Annotated in this window: 18 protein-coding genes; 3 read left to right on the plus strand and 15 right to left on the minus strand. The window is 56.3% G+C overall.

What is annotated here, in order from left to right; genetic code table 11:
* Positions 1-106: 106 nt before the first annotated feature.
* Together QWJ10_RS14995 and QWJ10_RS15000 are read right to left on the minus strand one after the other, a co-directional pair.
* Complete coding sequence (locus tag QWJ10_RS14995) at positions 107-841, minus strand: YetF domain-containing protein (RefSeq protein ID WP_125889012.1); 735 nt, start codon at positions 839-841, stop codon at positions 107-109.
* Entirely contained in the window at positions 842-1,540 is a 699-nt protein-coding gene (locus QWJ10_RS15000; RefSeq protein WP_260466412.1) for a YetF domain-containing protein, read from the minus strand. It lies immediately after the preceding gene.
* A 260-nt stretch (positions 1,541-1,800) separates the two neighbouring features.
* Between QWJ10_RS15000 and QWJ10_RS15005 the strand changes: the two genes are divergently transcribed.
* Both QWJ10_RS15005 and QWJ10_RS15010 read left to right on the plus strand, forming a co-directional pair.
* Positions 1,801-3,561 (plus strand): PAS domain S-box protein, encoded by a 1,761-nt coding sequence (locus QWJ10_RS15005; protein ID WP_289927821.1) that lies wholly within the window; start codon positions 1,801-1,803, stop codon positions 3,559-3,561.
* The gene (locus QWJ10_RS15010) at positions 3,558-3,914 is read left to right on the plus strand and encodes a response regulator (protein WP_019365010.1); all 357 of its coding nucleotides are present in this window, start codon (positions 3,558-3,560) and stop codon (positions 3,912-3,914) included. Before QWJ10_RS15005 ends, QWJ10_RS15010 begins: the two co-directional genes overlap by 4 nt.
* A 31-nt stretch (positions 3,915-3,945) precedes the next feature.
* On the opposite strand, the gene QWJ10_RS15015 is transcribed toward QWJ10_RS15010, so the two are convergent.
* The 10 genes from QWJ10_RS15015 to QWJ10_RS15060 all read right to left on the minus strand — a co-directional run bounded on the left by QWJ10_RS15015 (position 3,946) and on the right by QWJ10_RS15060 (position 15,695).
* Entirely contained in the window at positions 3,946-4,620 is a 675-nt protein-coding gene (locus QWJ10_RS15015; protein ID WP_125889015.1) for a sulfite oxidase-like oxidoreductase, read from the minus strand.
* A 13-nt stretch (positions 4,621-4,633) separates the two neighbouring features.
* Complete coding sequence (locus QWJ10_RS15020) at positions 4,634-5,803, minus strand: zinc-dependent alcohol dehydrogenase (RefSeq protein ID WP_010798103.1); 1,170 nt, start codon at positions 5,801-5,803, stop codon at positions 4,634-4,636.
* Positions 5,803-6,663, minus strand: a complete 861-nt coding sequence (locus QWJ10_RS15025) for an SRPBCC family protein (RefSeq protein ID WP_197870330.1) — start codon at positions 6,661-6,663, stop codon at positions 5,803-5,805. Before QWJ10_RS15025 ends, QWJ10_RS15020 begins: the two co-directional genes overlap by 1 nt.
* A gap of 135 nt (positions 6,664-6,798) precedes the next feature.
* The gene (locus tag QWJ10_RS15030; protein ID WP_197870332.1) at positions 6,799-8,148 is read right to left on the minus strand and encodes an MFS transporter; all 1,350 of its coding nucleotides are present in this window, start codon (positions 8,146-8,148) and stop codon (positions 6,799-6,801) included.
* Between the two features lie 379 nt (positions 8,149-8,527).
* The gene (locus tag QWJ10_RS15035) at positions 8,528-8,941 is read right to left on the minus strand and encodes a response regulator (RefSeq protein ID WP_010798106.1); all 414 of its coding nucleotides are present in this window, start codon (positions 8,939-8,941) and stop codon (positions 8,528-8,530) included.
* Between the two features lie 273 nt (positions 8,942-9,214).
* Entirely contained in the window at positions 9,215-11,035 is a 1,821-nt protein-coding gene (locus QWJ10_RS15040) for an IucA/IucC family siderophore biosynthesis protein (RefSeq protein WP_289927623.1), read from the minus strand.
* A complete protein-coding gene (locus tag QWJ10_RS15045) occupies positions 11,032-11,637 on the minus strand; it encodes a GNAT family N-acetyltransferase (RefSeq protein WP_125889020.1) in 606 nt (201 codons plus the stop codon). Before QWJ10_RS15045 ends, QWJ10_RS15040 begins: the two co-directional genes overlap by 4 nt.
* A 1-nt stretch (position 11,638) precedes the next feature.
* A complete protein-coding gene (locus tag QWJ10_RS15050) occupies positions 11,639-12,802 on the minus strand; it encodes an MFS transporter (RefSeq protein ID WP_289927626.1) in 1,164 nt (387 codons plus the stop codon).
* Entirely contained in the window at positions 12,799-14,124 is a 1,326-nt protein-coding gene (locus QWJ10_RS15055; protein WP_010798110.1) for a lysine N(6)-hydroxylase/L-ornithine N(5)-oxygenase family protein, read from the minus strand. Before QWJ10_RS15055 ends, QWJ10_RS15050 begins: the two co-directional genes overlap by 4 nt.
* A 14-nt stretch (positions 14,125-14,138) precedes the next feature.
* A complete protein-coding gene (locus tag QWJ10_RS15060; protein ID WP_289927631.1) occupies positions 14,139-15,695 on the minus strand; it encodes an aspartate aminotransferase family protein in 1,557 nt (518 codons plus the stop codon).
* A gap of 638 nt (positions 15,696-16,333) precedes the next feature.
* Between QWJ10_RS15060 and QWJ10_RS15065 the strand changes: the two genes are divergently transcribed.
* Positions 16,334-16,516 carry a hypothetical protein gene (locus QWJ10_RS15065; protein ID WP_010798112.1) on the plus strand — a complete coding sequence of 61 codons (183 nt, stop codon included), beginning with the start codon at positions 16,334-16,336 and terminating at the stop codon, positions 16,514-16,516.
* An 86-nt stretch (positions 16,517-16,602) separates the two neighbouring features.
* On the opposite strand, the gene QWJ10_RS15070 is transcribed toward QWJ10_RS15065, so the two are convergent.
* From QWJ10_RS15070 to QWJ10_RS15080, 3 genes are read right to left on the minus strand one after another with little or no spacing between them, the layout of a single operon-like run.
* Positions 16,603-18,198, minus strand: a complete 1,596-nt coding sequence (locus QWJ10_RS15070; protein WP_289927634.1) for a gamma-glutamyltransferase family protein — start codon at positions 18,196-18,198, stop codon at positions 16,603-16,605.
* A gap of 26 nt (positions 18,199-18,224) precedes the next feature.
* Complete coding sequence (locus QWJ10_RS15075; RefSeq protein ID WP_289927636.1) at positions 18,225-19,097, minus strand: ABC transporter permease; 873 nt, start codon at positions 19,095-19,097, stop codon at positions 18,225-18,227.
* Positions 19,094-20,041: an ABC transporter permease gene (locus tag QWJ10_RS15080; protein WP_197870346.1), complete on the minus strand. Its 948-nt coding sequence runs from the start codon at positions 20,039-20,041 to the stop codon at positions 19,094-19,096. The genes QWJ10_RS15075 and QWJ10_RS15080 overlap by 4 nt, the downstream gene beginning before the upstream one ends.
* Positions 20,042-20,063: the final 22 nt, after the last annotated feature.

Below are 20,063 nucleotides of genomic sequence, written 5' to 3' on the forward strand. Positions count from 1 at the left end.
ATGGTTAAGATCACACCCAGTAGGGCTGTCGACCACCTATGAGAAATAGAAGGCTGCGCACGTTTGAAAGTTCTCCACAATTATCATTGTCTGGCATGCGGTAGGGTTACTCCGACGCTTTCTGATCGTCTTCTTTCTCCTGCATCTTTACCCCTAGACGCCTCACAGCAGGTAGCCATTCCTTGTTGCCGCAGCAGTCGCACTCCTGATCTTCAGGCGCAGGGTTGCACTCTGTTACGTGACCACATCGTGAGCAGGCATAGTGGCTATTGACCTGGATACGCTCACTCATTTCATCGTCTGGCGTTGGCAGCAGCCAGAGTCCATAGTGCGGCGTACGGTATTTAATCAGGCTGAAGTGGCCGGATGACTCCAGGTAGACACGGCGAACCTCGCCCAGATGCTGGATATTCTGCGCGCGCAGCTCCGAGTGAATACGTTCGGGCGAGAGGCGGGCCTTGACCATGTTGTCGATGACCAGACGGCCATCCTTGACGAGAATGGTTGAGTCCCCCTGGGTCGCCACTTCTACCGAGCGTCTCTTGAATGACAGAAACGACAGGCCTCGCTGAAAAATCAGAGCCGTCAGCAAGAGGACCGCAGCAGGCAGGATGCCTTTTTCAGGTGTCTGCAGGGGCACACCAATCGCCGCACCCAGCGTAATCATGACGGCCAGTTCCGAGATGCTGAGTTGAGCGGCGACACGGCGGCCCATCATGCGCATCATCATGAGCAGAAGCAGGTAGATCACACCGGTACGCAGCACCACCTCAATCATGAACGACCACTGCGTATCGCCCAGCAGAATACGGTGCCAATCCCAGGATGTAACGTTCAGCATTCAGTCCTCCAGCTCTACAGCGGCTGGCATCCAGCGCTCAGCCTTACAGTATTCGCAGGCACATTGCGGTTCTTGCTGAGTCTTGAGTGTGTACCCGCAGCTCGTACAGGAAAAATGGTCCCGGCTGGCTACTGCTTCCCGCAACTCGGTGTCGATCTCCGGAATAATAGAAAGCCCAGGGCAGGGCTGGTCAGTCAGCACGATGGAAATGGAGCCGGAAGGCTCGATATAGACGCGGCTGAGCTGGCCCAGGTGCTGAATATTGCGCATGCGCAGTAGTGCAAAGATTTTTTCTCGAGACAGGACAGTCTTTCGCAAGACAGCCAGTTCCAGTCGCCCATTGGTGATGGCAGTCATCACACTGCCCGAGACGGCATGGTTTACCTTGGGATGGCGCATGGTCAGGCGCGCAGTCACTCGTTGGAAGATAATGACGCCTGCCATGATGATCAGAGGCGGTAACATTCCGCGCTCTTGAGACTGTAGTGGTACACCAATCGCACCGGCCAGGGTAACGACCACGGAAAGTTCGAAGAGGGTATATTGGGAGGCCACGCGTCGTCCCAGGAGTCGCATGGCCATCATAATCAGAACATAAGTCAGCCCAGCCCGAATGACTACTTCTATCAGAAACGTCCAAGGTGTTTCGCCGAAAAGTATGCGGTGCCAGTCTGCCAGGGAAAATTGCTTAGCTTGCATAACGGCCTCAACATCAATACGCCATGTTTGAAGCAGAAAATGGCAAATCGGTTCGCTTGTTCCGACGAGGCGATAATCCTTTGATCGGTTAATGACCATTTGTCGAGACGGGCATGACGCGCTTAAGGCACAAAACTGTAAAATACAGACCTTTTATGGCCGGCTTGTTGAGCACCTCCTGGATTATGAACTGCACGCTGGAAGTCTCTTCCCCTGATCCTGCTTCAATGCCACCGCTATCATCAGATATCTTGAACGACATGGTCTTCGAGCTTCTGCCTGCCGCTGCGTTCGTGTGTGACGCGACGGGAGCCATTGTTCGCTACAACCGCAAGGCGGCAGAATTGTGGGGACGGGAGCTCGTTCCTGGTGAAACCTACTACATTGGAATCGACCGGGTTTTCCATGCCGACGGGCGCGTGATGCGACCGGAAGAGTCGCCTATGGCCAGTGTGCTGCGCTCTGGTGCTCCGGTGCGCGACCATGAGTTGCAGGTTCAGAACCTGCTGGGGCATAAGCGTTGGGTGCTGGTTAACATCTCGCCGATTTTTAATGAGGTCGGACAGATCCAGGGCGCCATCAATTGTTTTCAGGACATCACCGAGCGCAAGGAAAGCGAGCGAAGACTGCAGGAAAGTCAGGCCTTTTTACAGGCTATCGTTGATGCAACGCCCGAGTGCATCAAGATCGTAACCGAAGACGGCTCGCTGATGCAGATGAACGGGGCCGGCCTTGCCATGATTGAGGCCGACTGCCTTGAAGCGGTACAGGGGTCTTGCGTATTCGATCTCATCGTGCCCGAGCATCGGGAGATATGGATCGCGAATCACCTGCGCGTGTGCAACGGTGAGCAGCTCAGCTGGACCTACGACATCATTGGCTTGGCTGGCTCCCGGGTAAACATGGAAACCCATGCGGTTCCGCTGCGCCTGCCGGATGGTCGTAGAGTTCATCTGGCCGTGACCCATAACATCACCCAGCGGATAAAAGACGAGCAAGCCGTGCGCGAAAGCGAGCGGCATTTGAGTGAGCTGCTCGATGGGCTTGCCGTGGCCGTTTACACCACCGACGCGAAGGGTTACCTGACCTTTTACAACGAAGCCGCAGTGGAGCTTTGGGGGTATCGTCCCCGATTGGGTAAGGCCCAGTGGTGCGGCTCTTGGAAGATGCAGTGGCCGGATGGTCGTGAGCTGAACCATGATGAATGCTTCATGGCCTCAGTGCTTAACAACGGTGAGGCCATACAGGGCGGAGAGGGCTTTATTCTGCGGCAGGATGGCTCGCGTGTTCCGTTTGCGGCGTACCCGTCCCCCTTGCGTAACGCGCAAGGTGAAATCACTGGCGCCGTCAACATGTGTGTAGATATCAGCCGCCACAAGAAGGCGGAGGCTCAGCAGCGTGAGCTTATCAACGAGTTGAACCACCGGGTGAAAAACACGCTGATGACGGTGCAGTCCATTGCAACCTATAGCCTGCGTAGTGCAAATGCCGAGTCTCGATTCCGCGAAACATTCGATGCCCGTTTGCTGGCTTTGAGCAAGGCCCACGACCTGCTGACCCATGAGCAATGGCAAGGGGCTCAACTCCGAGCGGTAATCGAGCAGGAGATTGCACCTTATACTGAGCAGGAAAAGTCTGACCGCATTGCGCTTCTTGGCAGTGATTATGCGCTTGAGCCCCGAGAAGCACTGGCCTTGGCCATGGTCTTTCATGAACTTATCACCAATGCCGCAAAATACGGTGCACTCTCCGTCCCGGAAGGGCGCTTGCAGCTGGAGTGGTATGTCGGTAAAGATGAACATACGGGGCATGATTGCCTGGAACTCAGCTGGCTGGAGCGCGACGGTCCCACTGTCGAGACTCCCCAGACCAAAGGCTTTGGCTCTCGCCTGATCGATCGCAGCATTACGCGTGAACTGAAAGGGCGCGTCGTAACTACATTCGTACCGCAAGGCCTCGAATGTCATTTATCCATCCCGCTGTTGTGCCTGCAGGTCAGGCCCAAAGGAAGCTTCGTTTGACCACTACCCGTAAACGTGTCTTGCTTGTCGAAGACGAAACACTGATCGCCATGCTGCTTGAAGATATCCTGGATGAGCTTGGCTACGACGTAGCAGGTAGCGCGGCTGATTTTGATGAAGGCATGCGGCTGGCCAGCTCAGAAACCTTCGATCTGGCCATTCTGGATGTGAATGTAGGTGGCCGTGAAATTTTTCCGATTGCCGAGCAGCTGGCCGCGCGCGACATCCCCTTTATGTTCTCTACTGGTTATGGGGCCTACGGGTTGCCGGAAGAGTGGAAAAATCGGCCGGTTCTGGCCAAGCCGTTCAAGCCTGACGATTTGGAAAGGGCATTACAGGCCAACTTCCCTTGATGAAAACAGGAGTGAGTGATGCCTGAAGGCATCACTCATCGTCGGAATAACGTTCTTCCTGCCAGGGATCACCACGATTGTGGTACCCGCGTTCTTCCCAATAGCCGGGCACATCGCTGACCCGAAACTGGATTCGCCTGATCCACTTGGCACTTTTCCAGAAGTACAGGTGGGGTACGATCAGGCGTACCGGCCCCCCATGCTCGGTTGAGAGGGGATTGCCTTCCCAGGAATGGGCAAGCAGGGCACCCTGAGCTGCGAAATCCTCCAGCGTCAGGTTGGTGGTATACCCGTCGTTGGAGTAGAGCAGTACAAAACGCGCGTCCGGGTGCGGCTGTACACGATCCAGCAGGTCCTGCGTGGTTACACCCTGCCATTGATTGTCGTAGCGAGACCAGCTGGTTACACAGTGAATATCGCTGACCAACCGAGACTGGGGTTGCGCCATGAAGGCATCCCAGTTCCAGTTCTGCGGGTTTTTCACTGCGCCGATTACGTTTAGCTGCCAACGTTCCCGAGTAACGGTGGGCCTGACGCCCAGATCCAGTATGGGCCAGTTCTTGACCAGATGCTGACCGGGCGGTAAACGCTCCTCTTCGGGCCGTGAAATACGGCCTGTCAGATAGCGCCCCTCACTGACCCAGCGCTCTTTGGACTGGGTCAGCTTGGTGGGTTCTGGAGGTGGGTGATCCTTCTCGTCGTCCATGCACAACTCCCATTTACGGCATGAATACCGCGCGCATGCAGTCCTCGGTCTTTTCCTTGAACATGGCATAACCGCGCGGTGAATCTTCCAGACTCATCGGGTGCGTCAGCAGGTAGGACGGATCCAGCTCGCCTTTCTGAATGTGCTCGAACAGCTTATTGGCATACCGCTGGCCTGGCTGCTGGCCGGAGCGAACCGTAAGGGCTTTGTTGACGATGGCGCCCATGGGGAATTTGTCCAGGAGGCCGCCGTAAACACCCACCACGGATACCGTCCCGCCTTTGCGACAGGCCCGAATGGCCTGACGAAGCACAGTGCCGCGCTCAGTGTGCAGGTGCATCAGTTGTTTAGTCTTGTCGTATACATAATCCAGCTCGGTGCCGTGCGCTTCCATGCCGACGCAGTCGATGCAGCGGTCCGGCCCGCGCCCACCGGTCAACTCCAGCAAGGCTTCGTGGACATTCGTGGTTTCGTAATTGATGGTAATCGCCCCGGCCTTCTTCTCGGCCAGTTCAAGGCGAGAGGCGAAGCGGTCGATAGCAATAACCCGTTCGGCACCCATTAGGTAGGCGATGCGAATGGCCATCTGGCCAACACCGCCACAGCCCCAGACGGCGACAGTATCGCCCCGCTGGATATCGGCATTATCGGCAGCAAAATAGCCAGTCGGCGCAGCGTCCGACACAAAGACTGCCTGCTCATTGGTAACGCCGTCGGGCACCTTGAACAGGTTGACGTCGGCAAAGGGCACGCGGATATACGTCGCATGGCTTCCCGCATATCCGCCAAAGGCATGGCTGTAACCAATAATGCCGCAGCACGGTTGACCGTAGGCCAGATCTGTCGTTTCCGGATTCGGGTTGGAGTTGTCGCAGCAGGAAAAATCGCTACGCTGACAGTGTTCGCAGTTGCCGCACCCTATAATGGATATGGTAACAACGCGATCACCCTTCTTGAATTGGCTAATGCCGGAGCCAACTTCAACTACTTCACCCATGAATTCATGGCCGATGATGTCTCCCGGCTTCATGGCCGGCACGTAACCGCCTAGTAGGTGAAGGTCGGAGCCGCATACTGACGACATCGTGACGCGAAGAATGACATCGCGTGGATTAACGATTTCCGGGTCCGGTACGGTTTCTACTTGAAGAACGTTAGGGGCTTGCCAGGTGAGCGCGCGCATTAGTAAGCCCCTCCCTGACGAGTCTCATCGGTATGTGACGCGATAGTGCGCGGCTCGCTGATCACTTCGCCTTCCAACGGTACGGTTGCTGACACTTCATCCACCGGGACCCGTTCGACAGCACCTGTCCTCATGAGATTGTTGGTAATCTCGCCGGTCTCTAGGAGCTGCTTCAGGCGACGCAAATCAAGATTAAGCTCACGTCCCGAGAATTGGCTGATCAGACTGGCTGCGGCATAACCCACCCGGCCGGCTGGCGGTTCGCACGCCAGAACGACCTGCAACTCCGTTCCCATGCCGTTGGGGGCATCTCTGAAGGTGAGGGTGGCTTTATGCTGAAGGTATGCCGTGGATTCGGTGCTCCAGACAATACGTTCCTGCGGAATCTCTTCCTCTAGGAACGCATTCCATTCTACTGTCCGATTCTGTGGGCCTACCGCAACCCAGCGATAGTGAGTGGCGTCCATCTGCTGGACGCGTTCGAGGCGACGCAGGAAGAGGGGGAGATTTTCAATGCTGCGTACGAAGTCGTAGACCTCGGCACGCGGTTTGCCAATGGTAATCGTGCGGGAAATTGCTTCGGCATTGGTCCAGCCGTACTCTTCCTGCAGAAGCGATTCGTATGGTGTAGGCGTAAGCGCTGCCTTGGCCTTGCAACGACCAGTGACGCCACGGGCTGTTACCAGTGCGCCCAAGGCCATTTGTGCCAGCCCCAGAAGACCGCCACGGCGCAGGCCGCCTGCCAGGAGTAAGCTACCACCTACAAGGGAAAGGGTGCGCTCGGTTCCCTGTACATTAGGCTCATTGAGTGACTGCTGGGACTTGCGTGTGGCCATTAGTGGTTCATGCAGGGCTTTCATCGTGTGTTATCTCCATATAGAACCAATCGGTATCTAAAGGGGACTCCACTGCGAGACGTCCTGTTCCCTGGTCGTTACAAAGGCTGACAAACGTTCAGGCGATGGACAGGTTTGCCGCCTGACGCTGAAAGCGTCTCAGGTGGTTATGCTGGTCAAGGAAGCCGTCTCCGCAGCGGGCACACGCCCGGTTACCTCGCTCAGTTCAACCTTTGACGTCTCGGGTAGCAGCAGACCTCCGATCAACGCCATTACGGATATCGCGATGAGATAGAACGCTGGTGCCAGGTTGCTACCGCTCTGTGCAATCAAATAGGTTGCCATTAGAGGCGCAGTACCGCCGAAAACGGTATAAGCCATGTTGTAGGTAATGGCTGAGGCGGTGTAACGCGTCCGGGTGGGGAAGACTTCAGACAGCAGTGCAGCGGTGACGACACCGGACAGTACCGCTCCGACGGCCAACAGCAGTACACCCAGAACCGACAGCAGCAGGTTGCCTGAGCTGGCCATCCAGAACGACGGATAGACCACAACGATCAGTAAGGTACAGGTTGTAAATACTGTAGCCTTGCGCCCGACCCTGTCTGAAAAGAGACCTGCGAATGGGCATAGCATGGCTGCAAAAACCAGGGCAATGACGGTAACCAGAAGGGCGGAGGCGCGATCAAGCCCACCGGCTACCTGCAGGTAAGTCGCAAAGTAGGTTGTGAACATGTAGAAGGACAGGGCCGTTACGGAAATAAACGCGCCCAGCCGACAGATAGCTCCGCCATTGGACTTGAGCGTTTCACGCAGTGGCGCATGTGCTACTGCGTGTTGAGCCTCGACAGACTGGAACGCCGGGGTCTCGCCTAGCCGCAACCTCAAATATAGGCCTACGAGGCCCAGAGGCGCTGCAATAAGAAAGGGTATACGCCAGCCCCAGCTGGCCATGGCGTCTTTGGTAAGCGTAGCATCCAGACCGTAGGCCAATACGGCTGCACAGGCAAAGGCCGAGAACGTCGATACGGGTACGAAACTTCCGTACGTGGCGCGTTTTTCCCGTGGTGCATGCTCCATGACATAGGCGCAGGCACCAGCGTATTCGCCTCCGGCCGAGAATCCCTGGACGCATCGGATAACGGTCAGCAGTAGCGGAGCGGCCATGCCTATGGCGGCATAGGTAGGTAACAGGCCTATCAACGTCGTGGCACCGGCCATCATCAGGATTGTCAGGGCCAGTATCTTCTTGCGGCCGATCCGATCGCCCAGCATGCCGAAAACGATGCCGCCCAATGGCCGGAAGGCAAAGGCGACGGCGAATACGGCAAAGGTCTTGAGCAAAGCGGCTTTCGCGTCGCCGCTGGGAAAGAATTGCTCGGCAATGATCGTTGCAAGAAAGCCATAGATGGCAAAGTCGAACCACTCGACGAAATTACCGATCGAGGCGGCGGCAATGACTTTTCGCAACGTATGGGTGTCGACGGAACCGGGTGCTGCCTGGGTCATGATCACGCTCCAGAGGAAAGGGATTCGCAACGGGCAGGAAAGAGCAGGCGCACGGATTATTAGGATAGTGAGGATAGGTGGCCTGGTGGTATCAAACGCTACCGTTCTGAACTGTAGAGGCGGTTTCCCAAGCGCGGTGGTCTGCCACCGACCCTTACTATTGAGCAGGCGACATGTGGGTGGCAGTGTCTCTCATCATGGCGGTCTGCTCGGAAAGGTAATGTCGACCGGCACTGTCATAGCGTGTCACTTCCACAAGTAGTGGAAGTTCGTCTTGCTCGGAAAGAGGAAGGGTAGGCAAGGGCAAGACTGCGCGCTTGGTCTCTTTAACGGGCGCTCAAAACAAGCGAATTAGTCCTACTGTAGCCATAGGCTTTATTCAAAGACTGACGGATGTTTTATTTAGCATCTGGATAATGGCTTTTTTCATCTGCACCAGATCCCATGGTTTCTGCAGATAAAGCATGCCGTCTGGTAGCTCAGGAATGGTCTCCAGGTCACGTCCGGTGGTCACAATGACCGAAAGACCTGGCCAGCGTGCGCCAACCATGGTTGCCAGCTCGGCGCCCTTGATCTGCCCAGGCACCAGATGATCGGTGACGACCAGAGAGGGTTTTTCACCTGCACTGAGCATGTAAACCAACGCATCATCAGCCGTCTCGAAGCTGCTGACACGACCGCCCAGTTCTTCCACGAAGCCCGATAAAATACTTTGCAGAAGTGGATCATCTTCAATCAAGACAAGCCAGTGGCCTTCAAGCAAAGCTTTAGGCTCTTCGATAACACCATTCATAGCTTTGCCAGCCCAGATCAGGCGCGCTTCATGCGCAATCCCGTATTTTCTCAAATTTCAGGACACTTCGCTTTATGGGTGGACGAACGTACACCTGTAAGTTACTTGATCCAATTAACACAACGCGACATCAGTAGTGATGCAGAAGGTGTTACACCCTAAGCGCACTGCGTGGAGATACCATTAACGGGTGCAACGTCTGGCTGTTTCTACGGTTTCCCATTCTGTCCGCTACGGCTGTCTGTGCAGGCAGCCGTAGCGGATTTATTCGCGTTAACGCTTAAATGGTGCGATCGGATTGATCAAGGTTCCGGCAAGCTTCAGGTTTCCAGCCGGATCTGCCAGATTGACCATCTGTTGGTTGTTGCCCAATTGAAGACGGTTCAGGCAGGAGCGGATGAACTCGGGCGCAAACAGGTCGTATCGGGCAAATTTCTCGGCATATTGAGGGTGGCTCTGCTGATAGGTGCTGACGCACTCGGCTACCAGCGACCAGAAACGGTCTTCAGCGTAGTCGGCTTTTTCCACCAGAATGGCGCTCATGTAGCGGAAGAAGCAGTCGAACACGTCGGTGAAGAGCGACAGGATTTTCAGCTCTTCGGGTACAGAGACGGCCAATCGCTTGATCTTTTCCGGCAGCTTGGCATCAGGGTTCAGCACGGCGATCTCTTCCGCAATGTCTTTCATGATTGCCCGCGACGGAACGTTGTTATCCAGCACCAGAATCAGGTTCTCCCCGTGAGGCATATACACCAGATCGTGAGCATAGAAACAGTGCAGCAGGGGCGTCAGGTAGGCGTTGAGATAGCGGCGCAACCAGGTGTCCGTATCCACGCCGGAGGAGGCGATCAGCGCCGTGAGGAGCGAGTCGCCCTGGGCGTCCAGATGCAGCAGCGAGGCCATAGTCATCAGGCGTTGGCCGGGCTTTAGTTGTGGAACCGGACTTTCGCGCCACAGGGCGGAGAGCATCTTCTTGTAAGGGGTATCGTTGACCAGTGCCGTCTCGTAGTAGTGGTTGCGATAGCCCACCGAGGCTACTTCACGCAAGATACTGAAGCCGTTTTCGGTCAAAAACGGATCGCTTTCAATCAATGCTTTCAGCCACTCGTTGATAGCAGGCGTCGCCAGCATGTAGTAAGGCGACAGACCGCGCATGAAGCCCATGTTCAGAATGGACAGTGCCGTTTTCACATAACGCTTTTCAGGGTGGCTTGCGTTGAAGAAGGTGCGGATCGACTGCTGCGCCAGGTACTGATCCTCCCCAAAGCCCAGACAGACGATATTGCGGTTGGCAACATCGGCCGAGAAGGCCATGGAAAGCTTGTTGAACCACTGCCACGGGTGAGCCGGCATGAAGAGGTAATTGTTCGGATTCAAGCCCTGTTCGGTCAGCTGAGCAGTGAAATCAGCAACCGTCTGGCTGCCTAGTTCCTCCTCGAGCAGGCGTTCATAGCTCAGGTCCGATAACGATGAGAACGTTGCCTTGGTCTTGCGTACAGCGAGCCAGACCAACTGGATCGGGGAGGCGGCTTCAGGTGCATAGGCGCGGTAATCGTTCGCGTCGAAGCCCATGCGGCCATTGTTCGCGACGAACCCCGGGTGGCCTTCCATCATACCGGTTTCTACGGACTGGAAGTCAGCACGGGTGAGTTCTTCGGCAGTTAATCCTGGTTTGGCATGCTTGTAGGCGCTGCCATACAGCGTGCTGCTGATCTCGTCCAGATAGACCGGCATCATGCTTTCCTGAATACCCAGTTGATCCTTGAACTCGATGATGAACTCCAGCGCATCCAGCGGCGCAGCGTTGCCGTCCTGCGTCTTTTCGATCGAGGCGGTGTCGATCAGCCAATGATCAAGCGCCAGCTTGCAAGCTCGGAAGCGGTACTCCAGTGCCGGATTGCCATTGTCCAGACGGTAATGCTCCCAACCGTTTTCAGACGCGATCAAGGCCGGCTCGATAAGCTTTTCATGGGCAAATTCCGCCAGGGCTTTGCGCACGAGCAGGCGATTGACCTTGCTCCAACGTTCGGGGGTCAGGTGCAATGCGGCTTGACCGGGCGTGGCGGTGGGCAGAGTAGTGATCATCTGGTTCATGGGCGGTTCTCCATTACAAGGCTGGCGGCGTAGTGCTCGCGAGTGCAGAAGGCGAGGTGGGCAGTTTTTTCGCCCAGTTGAATGACACGGTCGTACTCGAAACCGACACGCTGATTGAGCACGTGGATCTTGTCGTTACGGACATCGGGCTCGACGACAACGCGGCGGGCAAAGGGATCACTGAAAATGAATTCCATGATGGTTCGCATCACGGCCAGGGTGAAACCTGAAACAGGTTTCTCGCACGGCGCGACAAGAAAATGCATGCCCCGGTCACCGGGCTTCACGTCGTAGTGCTGGCCTACCGGGTCATGAAGCGGCATATAGCATTCGACCAGGAAAGCCGGTGCGCCATCATGTAAACCCAGGTAGGCGTTGGCATGAGGAGAGGCCATGAGGTCGCGGTAGAATGTTTCCACTTCTGCCTGGGTCGCATTCTGCATCCCCCAGAAGCGTGCATAGTCACGAGTCAGCCAATCATGTAGTCGCGCCGTATCCTCTGGCAGGCTGAGTGGGCGCAGGCTGAAGTGGCCGAGTCCATGCTGTGGCTTGCTAAAGCACGGGCGGGTATCGATGGGTGTTTGCAAGGCAATGGCAGTCATATCAGACCCCCTTGTCGATAACAGGTGTTGTTGTGGGCTGGGCCGTGCGGACCAGCAGCGGATAGGCAAGGGCGGTCAGGGCAAAGCCCGCCGCGCCGATCAGAAAGGGCACAGTCAGGCCAAACGTGCTGACCAGGGACCCCGCCGCAAAGGACGAGCCCACTACACCGAGTTGTTGAAAGAAATTGATCTTGCTGAAGTCAGCGGCATACGCATCGGGCGTGCTCAGCTCGAAGAGCAGGGCATCCAGTCGTACCGTGACCTGGAACATGGCCCAGCCATACAGGCAGCGGCCAGTCAGGATCAGGGCGGTCTGCTCACCAGCCTGAAGCAGCAGGCCGCACACACCCAGCAGCAGCGCACCGCTCAGGGCCTGTTGTCGGCTGCCGGTACGCCGGTTCAGCCAGAGTCCGAGCAGGGCCATGCCACCAGGAATGGCGTACACCAGTCCGGTCAGGGCGGCGTGGTCCAGCTGAGCGACCTGCTCCCAGTACACCGTAAAGAACGGCTTTACCAGGTAGCCGCTGAAATAGAACAGCAGCATCAGCAGGCAGAGCCGGTAGATAGGCCATGCCTTGCCGGTACGGTTCGTAATGGCTTGTTCCGGCTTGGCATGGGGTGGTTCCCGCCGTAGCAGGCGCAGGCAGATCGCCATTTGCAGAAAATCCCCCGCGGCCATTACCACAAAGACATCTCGTGGCTCCAGTACCTGAAGGACCAGGCCGCCCACCACGGCGCCGAGGATGGCGCCGAAGTGAACGACAACCGACAGCATGCCGATGGTATGGGTATGGTTCCTGGAGTCCTCCAGGCTCATCACGTAGGGGTACATGAGCAGGTAGCTGCCCTTGAACACGATCATCCCCAGCGAGACAAGCCAGAACTCCAGGAGCGCCGATGCCCAATAGCAGTACAGGCACAGCAACCCGGCGGCGAGCTGCGTCCAGATCAGCAGCCGGATCGGGTGCACCCGCCGCGCCACGCGCGCCCAGAGGGGCAGCGCGAGCATGACCGTAAAGCAGATGGCGGCCAGATAGGCCCCCACATGCTCCGGCCGCGTTTCACCGAAACGGCTGGCAAAGTACTGCGGATAGAACGGAATCAGCATGGTATCGCTGATGACGGCCAGGGCCGTCATGGCGATCAACGAGGTACGCAGCGTCATGTCTTGGCCGGCTCCGGCTGGAGCAGTGTCGAAGAGGGCGCCGTGAACTGCTGGAAGGCGATCTTGCGTTCGACGGGGTAATGTTCGCGGCCAAGCATCTCGCGAATGATATAGGCGTTGCGGTAGCACGCCATACCCAGGTCGGGCGTTACCAGGCCATGCGTATGAAGCTCGGCGTTCTGGACGAAGATCTCCTGGCCGGCGGTATCAATCGTATAGTTTCGATTGACGGCGAAGCGGCCACGCTCATCGAAGCGCAGGCGTGAGCGTAACCCTTGAAGGAAAGGAGGAGTTCTGTAGCAATACCCAGTGGATAATACCAGCCCGTCAGTCTGAAGCGTATAGCGGCTCTCCTGTTCCTCCTGAAACAAGGTAAGCGTAAAGGTGCCGGTACGCTCATCGTAGCGGCAGTCCTGCAGTTCCGTGTTAGTAAGCAGGTTGGTCCTGACCGGACCGCATAGGCTCTTGTTGTACAGCAGGTCGTAGATGTCATTGATCAGGGCGCTGTTGATCCCCTTGTAGAGCCCCTTCTGACTGCGCATCAAGGCGTCACGCTTGTGGGTAGGCAGCTGATGGAAGTAGTCGATGTACTCGGGCGATGTCATCTCCAGGGTCAGCTTGCTGTATTCCAGCGGGAAGAAGCGAGGCGAGCGGGTGATCCAGTTCAGGGTGTACTCGCGCGTGTCGATTTCCTGCAAGAGGTCATAGTAGATCTCCGCCGCGCTCTGACCGCTGCCGATCAGCGTAATGGTGCTTTTTGCCTGTAGAGCCTGTTTGTCGGTCAGGTAGGTCGACGTGTGGGACAAGTGGCTGCTGGCGTCCTGGCAGCAGTCAGGGATGTAGGGTGACGTGCCAGTTCCCAGGACCAGACGGCGCGCCTGATAAACCAGGCGTTCTCCTGTTTTGGTGCAGGTACAGTTCACCGTATAGAGACCGGTTGCCGGATCATGGTCGATACGTTCGACGTATCGGTTGAACTCGATATTGGGCAGCCGATCGATGACCCATTGGCAGTACTGGTTGTACTCGCGGCGCATCAGGAAGAAGTCTTCCTTGATGTAGAACGCATAAATGCGGCCTGTGGATTTAAGATAATTCAGGAAGCTGAACGGGCTGGTCGGGTCCGCCAGGGTGACCAGATCGGCCAGGAAGGGCGTCTGCAGGGTTGCAGATTCCAGCATCATGCCGGGATGCCAATCGAAGCACTCGTTCTTGTCGAGAAACAACCCATTGAGCTCGTCGATGGGAGCAGTCAGGCACGCCAAGCCCAGGTTGAAGGGGCCAACACCAATCGCGATGAAATCGTAGGTTGAAGCCGTCATGGTGGTTCTCCAGATCAGCACGTGGCCAGGGCAGATTGTTGGTTAACGTAACGGGCACCTTCATGCTTGATGGCGTCGAGAATGCCTCGCAGGTCGTCCAGGGTGGTCATGGGGTTGAGCAGGGTGAACTTGAGGTACTGCTGGCCGCCTACCTTGGTGCCCGCGACGATGGCGCGTCCGCTACGAGAGAGCGCTTTGCGAATGGCTGCATTGGTCGCATCGATCTGCTCGGCACTCAGCGGCTCCTCGGGGATATAGCGGAAGACCAGGGTGCTCAGTTCAGGAACATGGGCAATGTCGAAGCGTGGGTCACGCTCGATAAGCGGATAGGTTGCGCGAGTCAAGTCGATTACGTGATCGAACAAGCTACCCAAGGCATTCGCACCCATGGTGCGCAACGTCATCCAGAGCTTGAGCGCATCAAAGCGGCGTGTAGTCTGAATGCTCTTGTTAACGAGGTTGGGTGTGCCTTCCTGGGTCTGGCTCTTGGGGTTCAGATAATCGGCATGGCAGGTGACATGGCCCAGCTCTCGACGATCCCGTACCAGAAACGCACTGCAACTGACCGGCTGGAAGAATGATTTGTGGTAATCGATGGTGACCGAGTCGGCATGTTCGATACCGGTCAGACGGTTACGGTATTTAGGCGAAATCAGCAGTCCGCCACCGTAGGCGGCATCGACATGCATCCAGATTTTTTTTTCGCGACAGATTGCCGCGATGTCTTCCAATGGATCGATGCTGCCGAAATCCGTAGTACCGGCAGTAGCCACTACCGCCATCGGAATCAGCCCTTCGGCTTCGCATTCTTCCAGCACGCGGCGCAGATCGCTCAAGTCCATTTTCTTGCGCGCATCGCTGCGTACCGGTATCACGGCGTCATAGCCCAGGCCCAGGATGGCCGCGGATTTCTGTACGCTGAAATGACTGACCTCGGATGACAGGATGCGCAGGCGTTTGAAATCGGTCGGCAAGCCTTGCGTCTTGTTGCTGGCGTGACCGGGCTGACGGTTGCACACATGATCACGGGCCAACAGCATGGCCATCAGGTTGGACTGAGTACCACCACTGGTAAACACCCCATCGGCTTCGCTGCCCAGGCCGATGCGCTCAGCCGTCCAGTCAATCAACTTTTGTTCGATATACGTGCCGCCGGCACTTTGATCCCATGTGTCCAGTGAGGAATTGATAGAAGAAAGTACCAGTTCGGCAAGAATAGCCGGAATAACAATAGGACAATTAAGATGAGCAACATAGTGAGGATGATGGAAGTAAACAGCATCTTTCAGGTACAACGCTTTTAATTCTTCCAGTGCCTCGTTGACGTTACCCAGTTTTTCATCCAGATTCACTTCGTCGAACTGCCGCTTTAGTTCATGCGGCAATATGCCGGTATAAGGCTTATCGATACCGAGCAATGTTTCCTTTATACATTCAGCCCCTTGAACCATAAGGCTTTCATAGGCCTGCGCATTCTTTTCGTTGAAAAGATGCGAAGTCGCCTGATCATCCTGTAGGCGAGCGGAAGGGTATGCAGTAATGGCCGCATACGAATGCAATGGATTATTCACGAATGGAACCTCGGCAATTGATTAAACAATTCTGCAATAACCCAACATGTTGTCGGGATATATGCCTCGCCGGGCTCTCACGGTAGTTTGATATTAATAGTTAGCTATATGCCATTATCAAACGGCTTAGCCTTTATAATTTAAAAGCAGTAATAACGCATTAAAAGTAAGTGTTCATTACTATCGCAAAGCCCATTCAGAGTAGACCCTGTATTGAATGAAAATCAATATCATTTAACACAATGCGGGTGATGAAGTGTGATGCGCTTCGCTTAATGGTGCGCTCTTTTGGTGCTGTGGCACGGTGATATTAGAAAAACTGATCGGTGACGGAGCGAAACAAACACAGCAGCGCTAACTTGGCCAGTCGTCTTCAGTTTACTCACATGGGCCAGCAGCCAGATTCGGGCGGAGCTGCCGAGACCAGTGATTAGTAGGAAAATCCTCCAGCGACGGTTAAGGCACGACGGTTGCCTGTACCAGATTGAGCATAAACCTGTTGTATGAACAAAAAGGTCGTTGCCGTGATTGAAGCGAATTGCCAGGGAATATTTCGGTCCCATTAAAAGGGCGCCCAATTGCATGTACTGAGGGCGTGACGATAACGAATTCACCGTCCTGAGAAAGGGAGCGCACTCATGCAAGAGAAAGTCGTCAGCAGTTCCAATGGTTACTACGTGTTCGAATGCGCAGATGCGACTGGCGGCAGCTGTTATGAAATCAGAATGGGCACACGCTGCGTCAAGCGCGTCGGCAGCCTCGACGAGGCCAAGCGATTCATCCAGTTCGCTTATGCAGAAGAAGAAAACTATCAGGACTAGCACCTTCGTGAAGACCTGGAATGAGCTAAGGCTCGATCAGGTGTAAGGAATGGGAGGAAGGCCTGCGCGGCCTCCCTCCGGCAAGGTCAGAACGCGACGGCCTGACCGTCCTTGCGTGGATCAGAGCCACCGACATAACCATCGGCCGTTTTCTGAATGATCTGAGCACCACCGAATGCAAACACGCCGCTTGGTGCCTCAACCTGGATATCATGTCCTTTGGCGCGTAGGGCAGCTACGGTCTGTGAGTCGAACTGTCGCTCAACGGCAACCTTCCGACCTGACTCGATCCGCCAGCGGGGCGCGTCGGCCGCCGCCTGCGGGTTCTGCTTGTAGCGCAGGATACGCAACATCATCTGCAAGTGTCCCTGCGCCTGCATGGGACCGCCCATAAGGCCGAACGACATCAACGGCGTGCCGTCGGCATTCATGGCAAAACCGGGGATGATGGTGTGGAAGGGACGCTTACCGGGAGCGACGGTGTTGACGTGTTCTGGGTCCAGAGAAAAGCCCGCCCCGCGGTTTTGCAGGCTGATTCCCGTGCCTGGAACCACTACGCCGGAGCCAAAACCCATGTAGTTGGATTGAATGAACGACACCATCATGCCGCTTTCATCTGCCGCTGACAGGTACACCGTACCGCCGGGCTTGGGCGAGCCATGGCCTGGGTCAGCAGCAGTCTCGCCGATCAGCCTGGCGCGCTCCTTTAGATAGGCTGGGTCAAGCAGATGGTGAGCCAGAACGCGCATATGGTCCCGATCTGTAATGTGATGATTGAGGTCCGCCAGGGCCAGCTTCATCGCTTCCAATACCACATGCAGGGTTTCGGGGCTGTCGACAGGATGATCGCCAATACCGATGGCCTCCAGAATCCCCAGGCCGCTGAGCGTAGCGATGCCCTGGCTGTTAGGAGGCAACTCATGGACCATGGCGCCTGCAAAGGGCGTGGATAGGGTATCGATCCAGTCAATTGAGTGATTGCCCAGGTCATCCAGGCTCATAACGCTGTTGTTGGCTCTGGCATGAGCAACCATGGCTTCGGCCAGGGCGCCTCGATAGAACGCTTCGCCGCGGGTTTCGGCGATCAGCTCCAGCGTTTTGGCATGGTCCCTGAGTTGAATCTTCTGCCCGGCTTTGGGGGCTCGGCCATCGGGGAGAAAACACTCGGCAAAGCCGGGCTGATCTTTCAGGAGCTGACCGCCTCGCTGCCAGAGTTCAGCAATGATAGGCGTTACCTGGTAACCCTCTCGCGCATAGCGTATGGCAGGTTCAGCCACCGTGGTGAAAGGCAGCTTGCCGTAACGCTCGGAAAGCCCGACCCAGGCGGAAACCGCACCGGGCACGGTCACTGCATTCCAGCCGCGCTCCGGCATGTGTTTGTGCCCTGCAAAATACTGGGGCGACCACGCTGCCGGTGCGCGTCCAGAGGCATTCAGGCCCTGTAATGTTTTGCCATCCCAGACGATGGCAAAGGCATCACTGCCGATACCACACCCTGTTGGCTCTACTACCGTAAGCACCATGGCAGCAGCAATTGCCGCATCTACCGCATTACCGCCACGGCGCAGCATGTCCAGGCCTGCCTGGGCAGCCAGTGGCTGGGAGGCCGCTACCATGTTCCGTCCCATGACAGGGGAGCGGGCAGAGGCGTAAGGCTGGCTATAATCCAGATGATCGAACATGGGATCACTCTCTTCTTGTCTGACGGTTAGTCTTTGGGATCCAGCGCATCGCGCAAGCCGTCGCCCAGCAGGTTGAAGCACAGCACCGTGATATAGATGGCCACGCCTGGAGCAATAGACATCCAGGGCGCCTGTTCCATGAAATTCTTGGCTGTGTTGAGCATGGAGCCCCAGGAGGGCGCTGGCGGTTGCTGGCCAAGGCCCAGGAACGACAGACTCGCTTCTGCGAGAATGGCTGAGGCAATGGTCAGGGTTGCCTGGACTACCAGCGGCGAAAGGACATTCGGTAACACATAGCGCAGAATGATCCAGCGATCCGGCAGGCCAATGGCGCGGGCACCTTCCAGGTAGTCCTCATGTTTAATCGAAAGGACCTGTCCGCGCGTCAGGCGCGCAAAGATAGGCATGGCAGACAGGCCAATGGCGATCATGGCATTAGTCAGGCTAGGGCCAAGAAATGCCCCCAGCGCGATAGCCAGCACCAGAAACGGACAAGACAGCAGTGCTTCCATGATCCGGGAAATAAGGGCATCCAGCGCGCCCCCAAAATAGCCAGCTATAAGACCTAGCGGAACACCGATGGCCATGGCGATGGCGACCGATACTCCACCCGCCAGCAACGAGCTGCGCGCACCCCAGAGCAGGCGTGAGAACAGGTCGCGGCCCAGCTCATCCGTGCCTAGCCAATACAGGGCCGAAGGTGCCTTGCGAACGGCCAGAAAGTTCGCCTTGAGTGGATCATGGGGCGCAATCCAGGGTGCCAGAACAGCTGCCAGGACAAATAACAAGAGGATAGTTGCACCGATAACAGCACCCTTGTTCTTCAAAAACTTTGCTAGGAAACGAGACTGTAGACGAGGCTGTATGACAGGGAGAAGAGGGGTGGCAATGGCATTCATGCGGCAGTCCTCAGGCGCGGGTTGATCAGGCGATAGAGCACATCGGCCAGCAGATTCATCAACACGAATCCAATGGCTACGCACAGCACTACCCCTTGCACCACGGCATAGTCCCGGTTGAAAACGGCATCGACGATCATCTTGCCGAAGCCGGGAATACTGAACACCTGCTCAGTCAGGACTGCGCCCCCAAGCAGTTCGCCGAACAGCAGTGTAGTCAGCGTCACGATGGGCATCAGCGCGTTACGAAAGGCGTGCTTGAGAATGACTGTTCTGGGAAACAGCCCTTTCGCGCGCGCTGTCCGCACATAGTCTGAGCGCAGCACTTCAAGCATGGCGCTGCGGGTATGACGCATCAGGGTTCCGGAAAGACCTGCACCCAACACGAAGGCCGGTAACAACAAGGTTTTAAGGTTTTGCAGCGGGTTTTCACTGAACGGTACGAAACCGGAGGCAGGCAGCCAGCGCAGCTTTACCGCAAACACCATGATGAGCAGTATCCCCAGCCAGAAGTGCGGAATGGAGATGCCAGAAAGGGCAACGATGTTCGCACTGTAATCTACCGCGCTCCCTTTACGCACCGCCGAGAGAATACCGGTGGGGATACCTATCAACAGCGCAATCAGCAAGGCGAAAACCGACAATTCCAGGGTGACTGGCAGTTTCGAGACGATAAGCGCGGTCACCGGTTGCTCGGTGCGCAAGGAAGTACCGAAATCACCTTTCAAGACATTGCCCACCCAGTTCAGGTATTGAACCGGTACGGGATCGTTAAGACGATACTTGTCTCTTAAGTATTCGATGACAGCAGGGTCGCGCTCCTCCCCAGCCATGGCCAGCACCGGATCGCCGGGCAGCAGTTTTTGCAGCGTGAAGACAAAGAGCGAGACCAGAATCAGTGTTGGGATGGCACTGAACAGGCGGCGAAGGATGAACGTCAGCATGCATAACCCTCGTGGATTACCG

The organism is Pseudomonas sp. WAC2 (assembly GCF_030403525.1).
In the GTDB taxonomy this organism is placed as follows: Bacteria; Pseudomonadota; Gammaproteobacteria; order Pseudomonadales; family Pseudomonadaceae; genus Chryseomonas; species Chryseomonas luteola.

Bases quoted from the DNA above. Each gene is read 5' to 3' on its own strand.
- QWJ10_RS14995 (WP_125889012.1), bottom strand. From the start codon at position 841: ATGCTGAACGTTACATCCTGGGATTGGCACCGTATTCTGCTGGGCGAT.
- QWJ10_RS15000 (WP_260466412.1), bottom strand. From the start codon at position 1,540: ATGCAAGCTAAGCAATTTTCCCTGGCAGACTGGCACCGCATACTTTTC.
- QWJ10_RS15005 (WP_289927821.1), top strand. From the start codon at position 1,801: ATGGTCTTCGAGCTTCTGCCTGCCGCTGCGTTCGTGTGTGACGCGACG.
- QWJ10_RS15015 (WP_125889015.1), bottom strand. From the start codon at position 4,620: ATGGACGACGAGAAGGATCACCCACCTCCAGAACCCACCAAGCTGACC.
- QWJ10_RS15020 (WP_010798103.1), bottom strand. From the start codon at position 5,803: ATGCGCGCGCTCACCTGGCAAGCCCCTAACGTTCTTCAAGTAGAAACC.
- QWJ10_RS15025 (WP_197870330.1), bottom strand. From the start codon at position 6,663: ATGAAAGCCCTGCATGAACCACTAATGGCCACACGCAAGTCCCAGCAG.
- QWJ10_RS15030 (WP_197870332.1), bottom strand. From the start codon at position 8,148: ATGACCCAGGCAGCACCCGGTTCCGTCGACACCCATACGTTGCGAAAA.
- QWJ10_RS15035 (WP_010798106.1), bottom strand. From the start codon at position 8,941: ATGAATGGTGTTATCGAAGAGCCTAAAGCTTTGCTTGAAGGCCACTGG.
- QWJ10_RS15040 (WP_289927623.1), bottom strand. From the start codon at position 11,035: ATGAACCAGATGATCACTACTCTGCCCACCGCCACGCCCGGTCAAGCC.
- QWJ10_RS15045 (WP_125889020.1), bottom strand. From the start codon at position 11,637: ATGACTGCCATTGCCTTGCAAACACCCATCGATACCCGCCCGTGCTTT.
- QWJ10_RS15050 (WP_289927626.1), bottom strand. From the start codon at position 12,802: ATGACGCTGCGTACCTCGTTGATCGCCATGACGGCCCTGGCCGTCATC.
- QWJ10_RS15055 (WP_010798110.1), bottom strand. From the start codon at position 14,124: ATGACGGCTTCAACCTACGATTTCATCGCGATTGGTGTTGGCCCCTTC.
- QWJ10_RS15065 (WP_010798112.1), top strand. From the start codon at position 16,334: ATGCAAGAGAAAGTCGTCAGCAGTTCCAATGGTTACTACGTGTTCGAA.
- QWJ10_RS15070 (WP_289927634.1), bottom strand. From the start codon at position 18,198: ATGTTCGATCATCTGGATTATAGCCAGCCTTACGCCTCTGCCCGCTCC.
- QWJ10_RS15075 (WP_289927636.1), bottom strand. From the start codon at position 19,097: ATGAATGCCATTGCCACCCCTCTTCTCCCTGTCATACAGCCTCGTCTA.
- QWJ10_RS15080 (WP_197870346.1), bottom strand. From the start codon at position 20,041: ATGCTGACGTTCATCCTTCGCCGCCTGTTCAGTGCCATCCCAACACTG.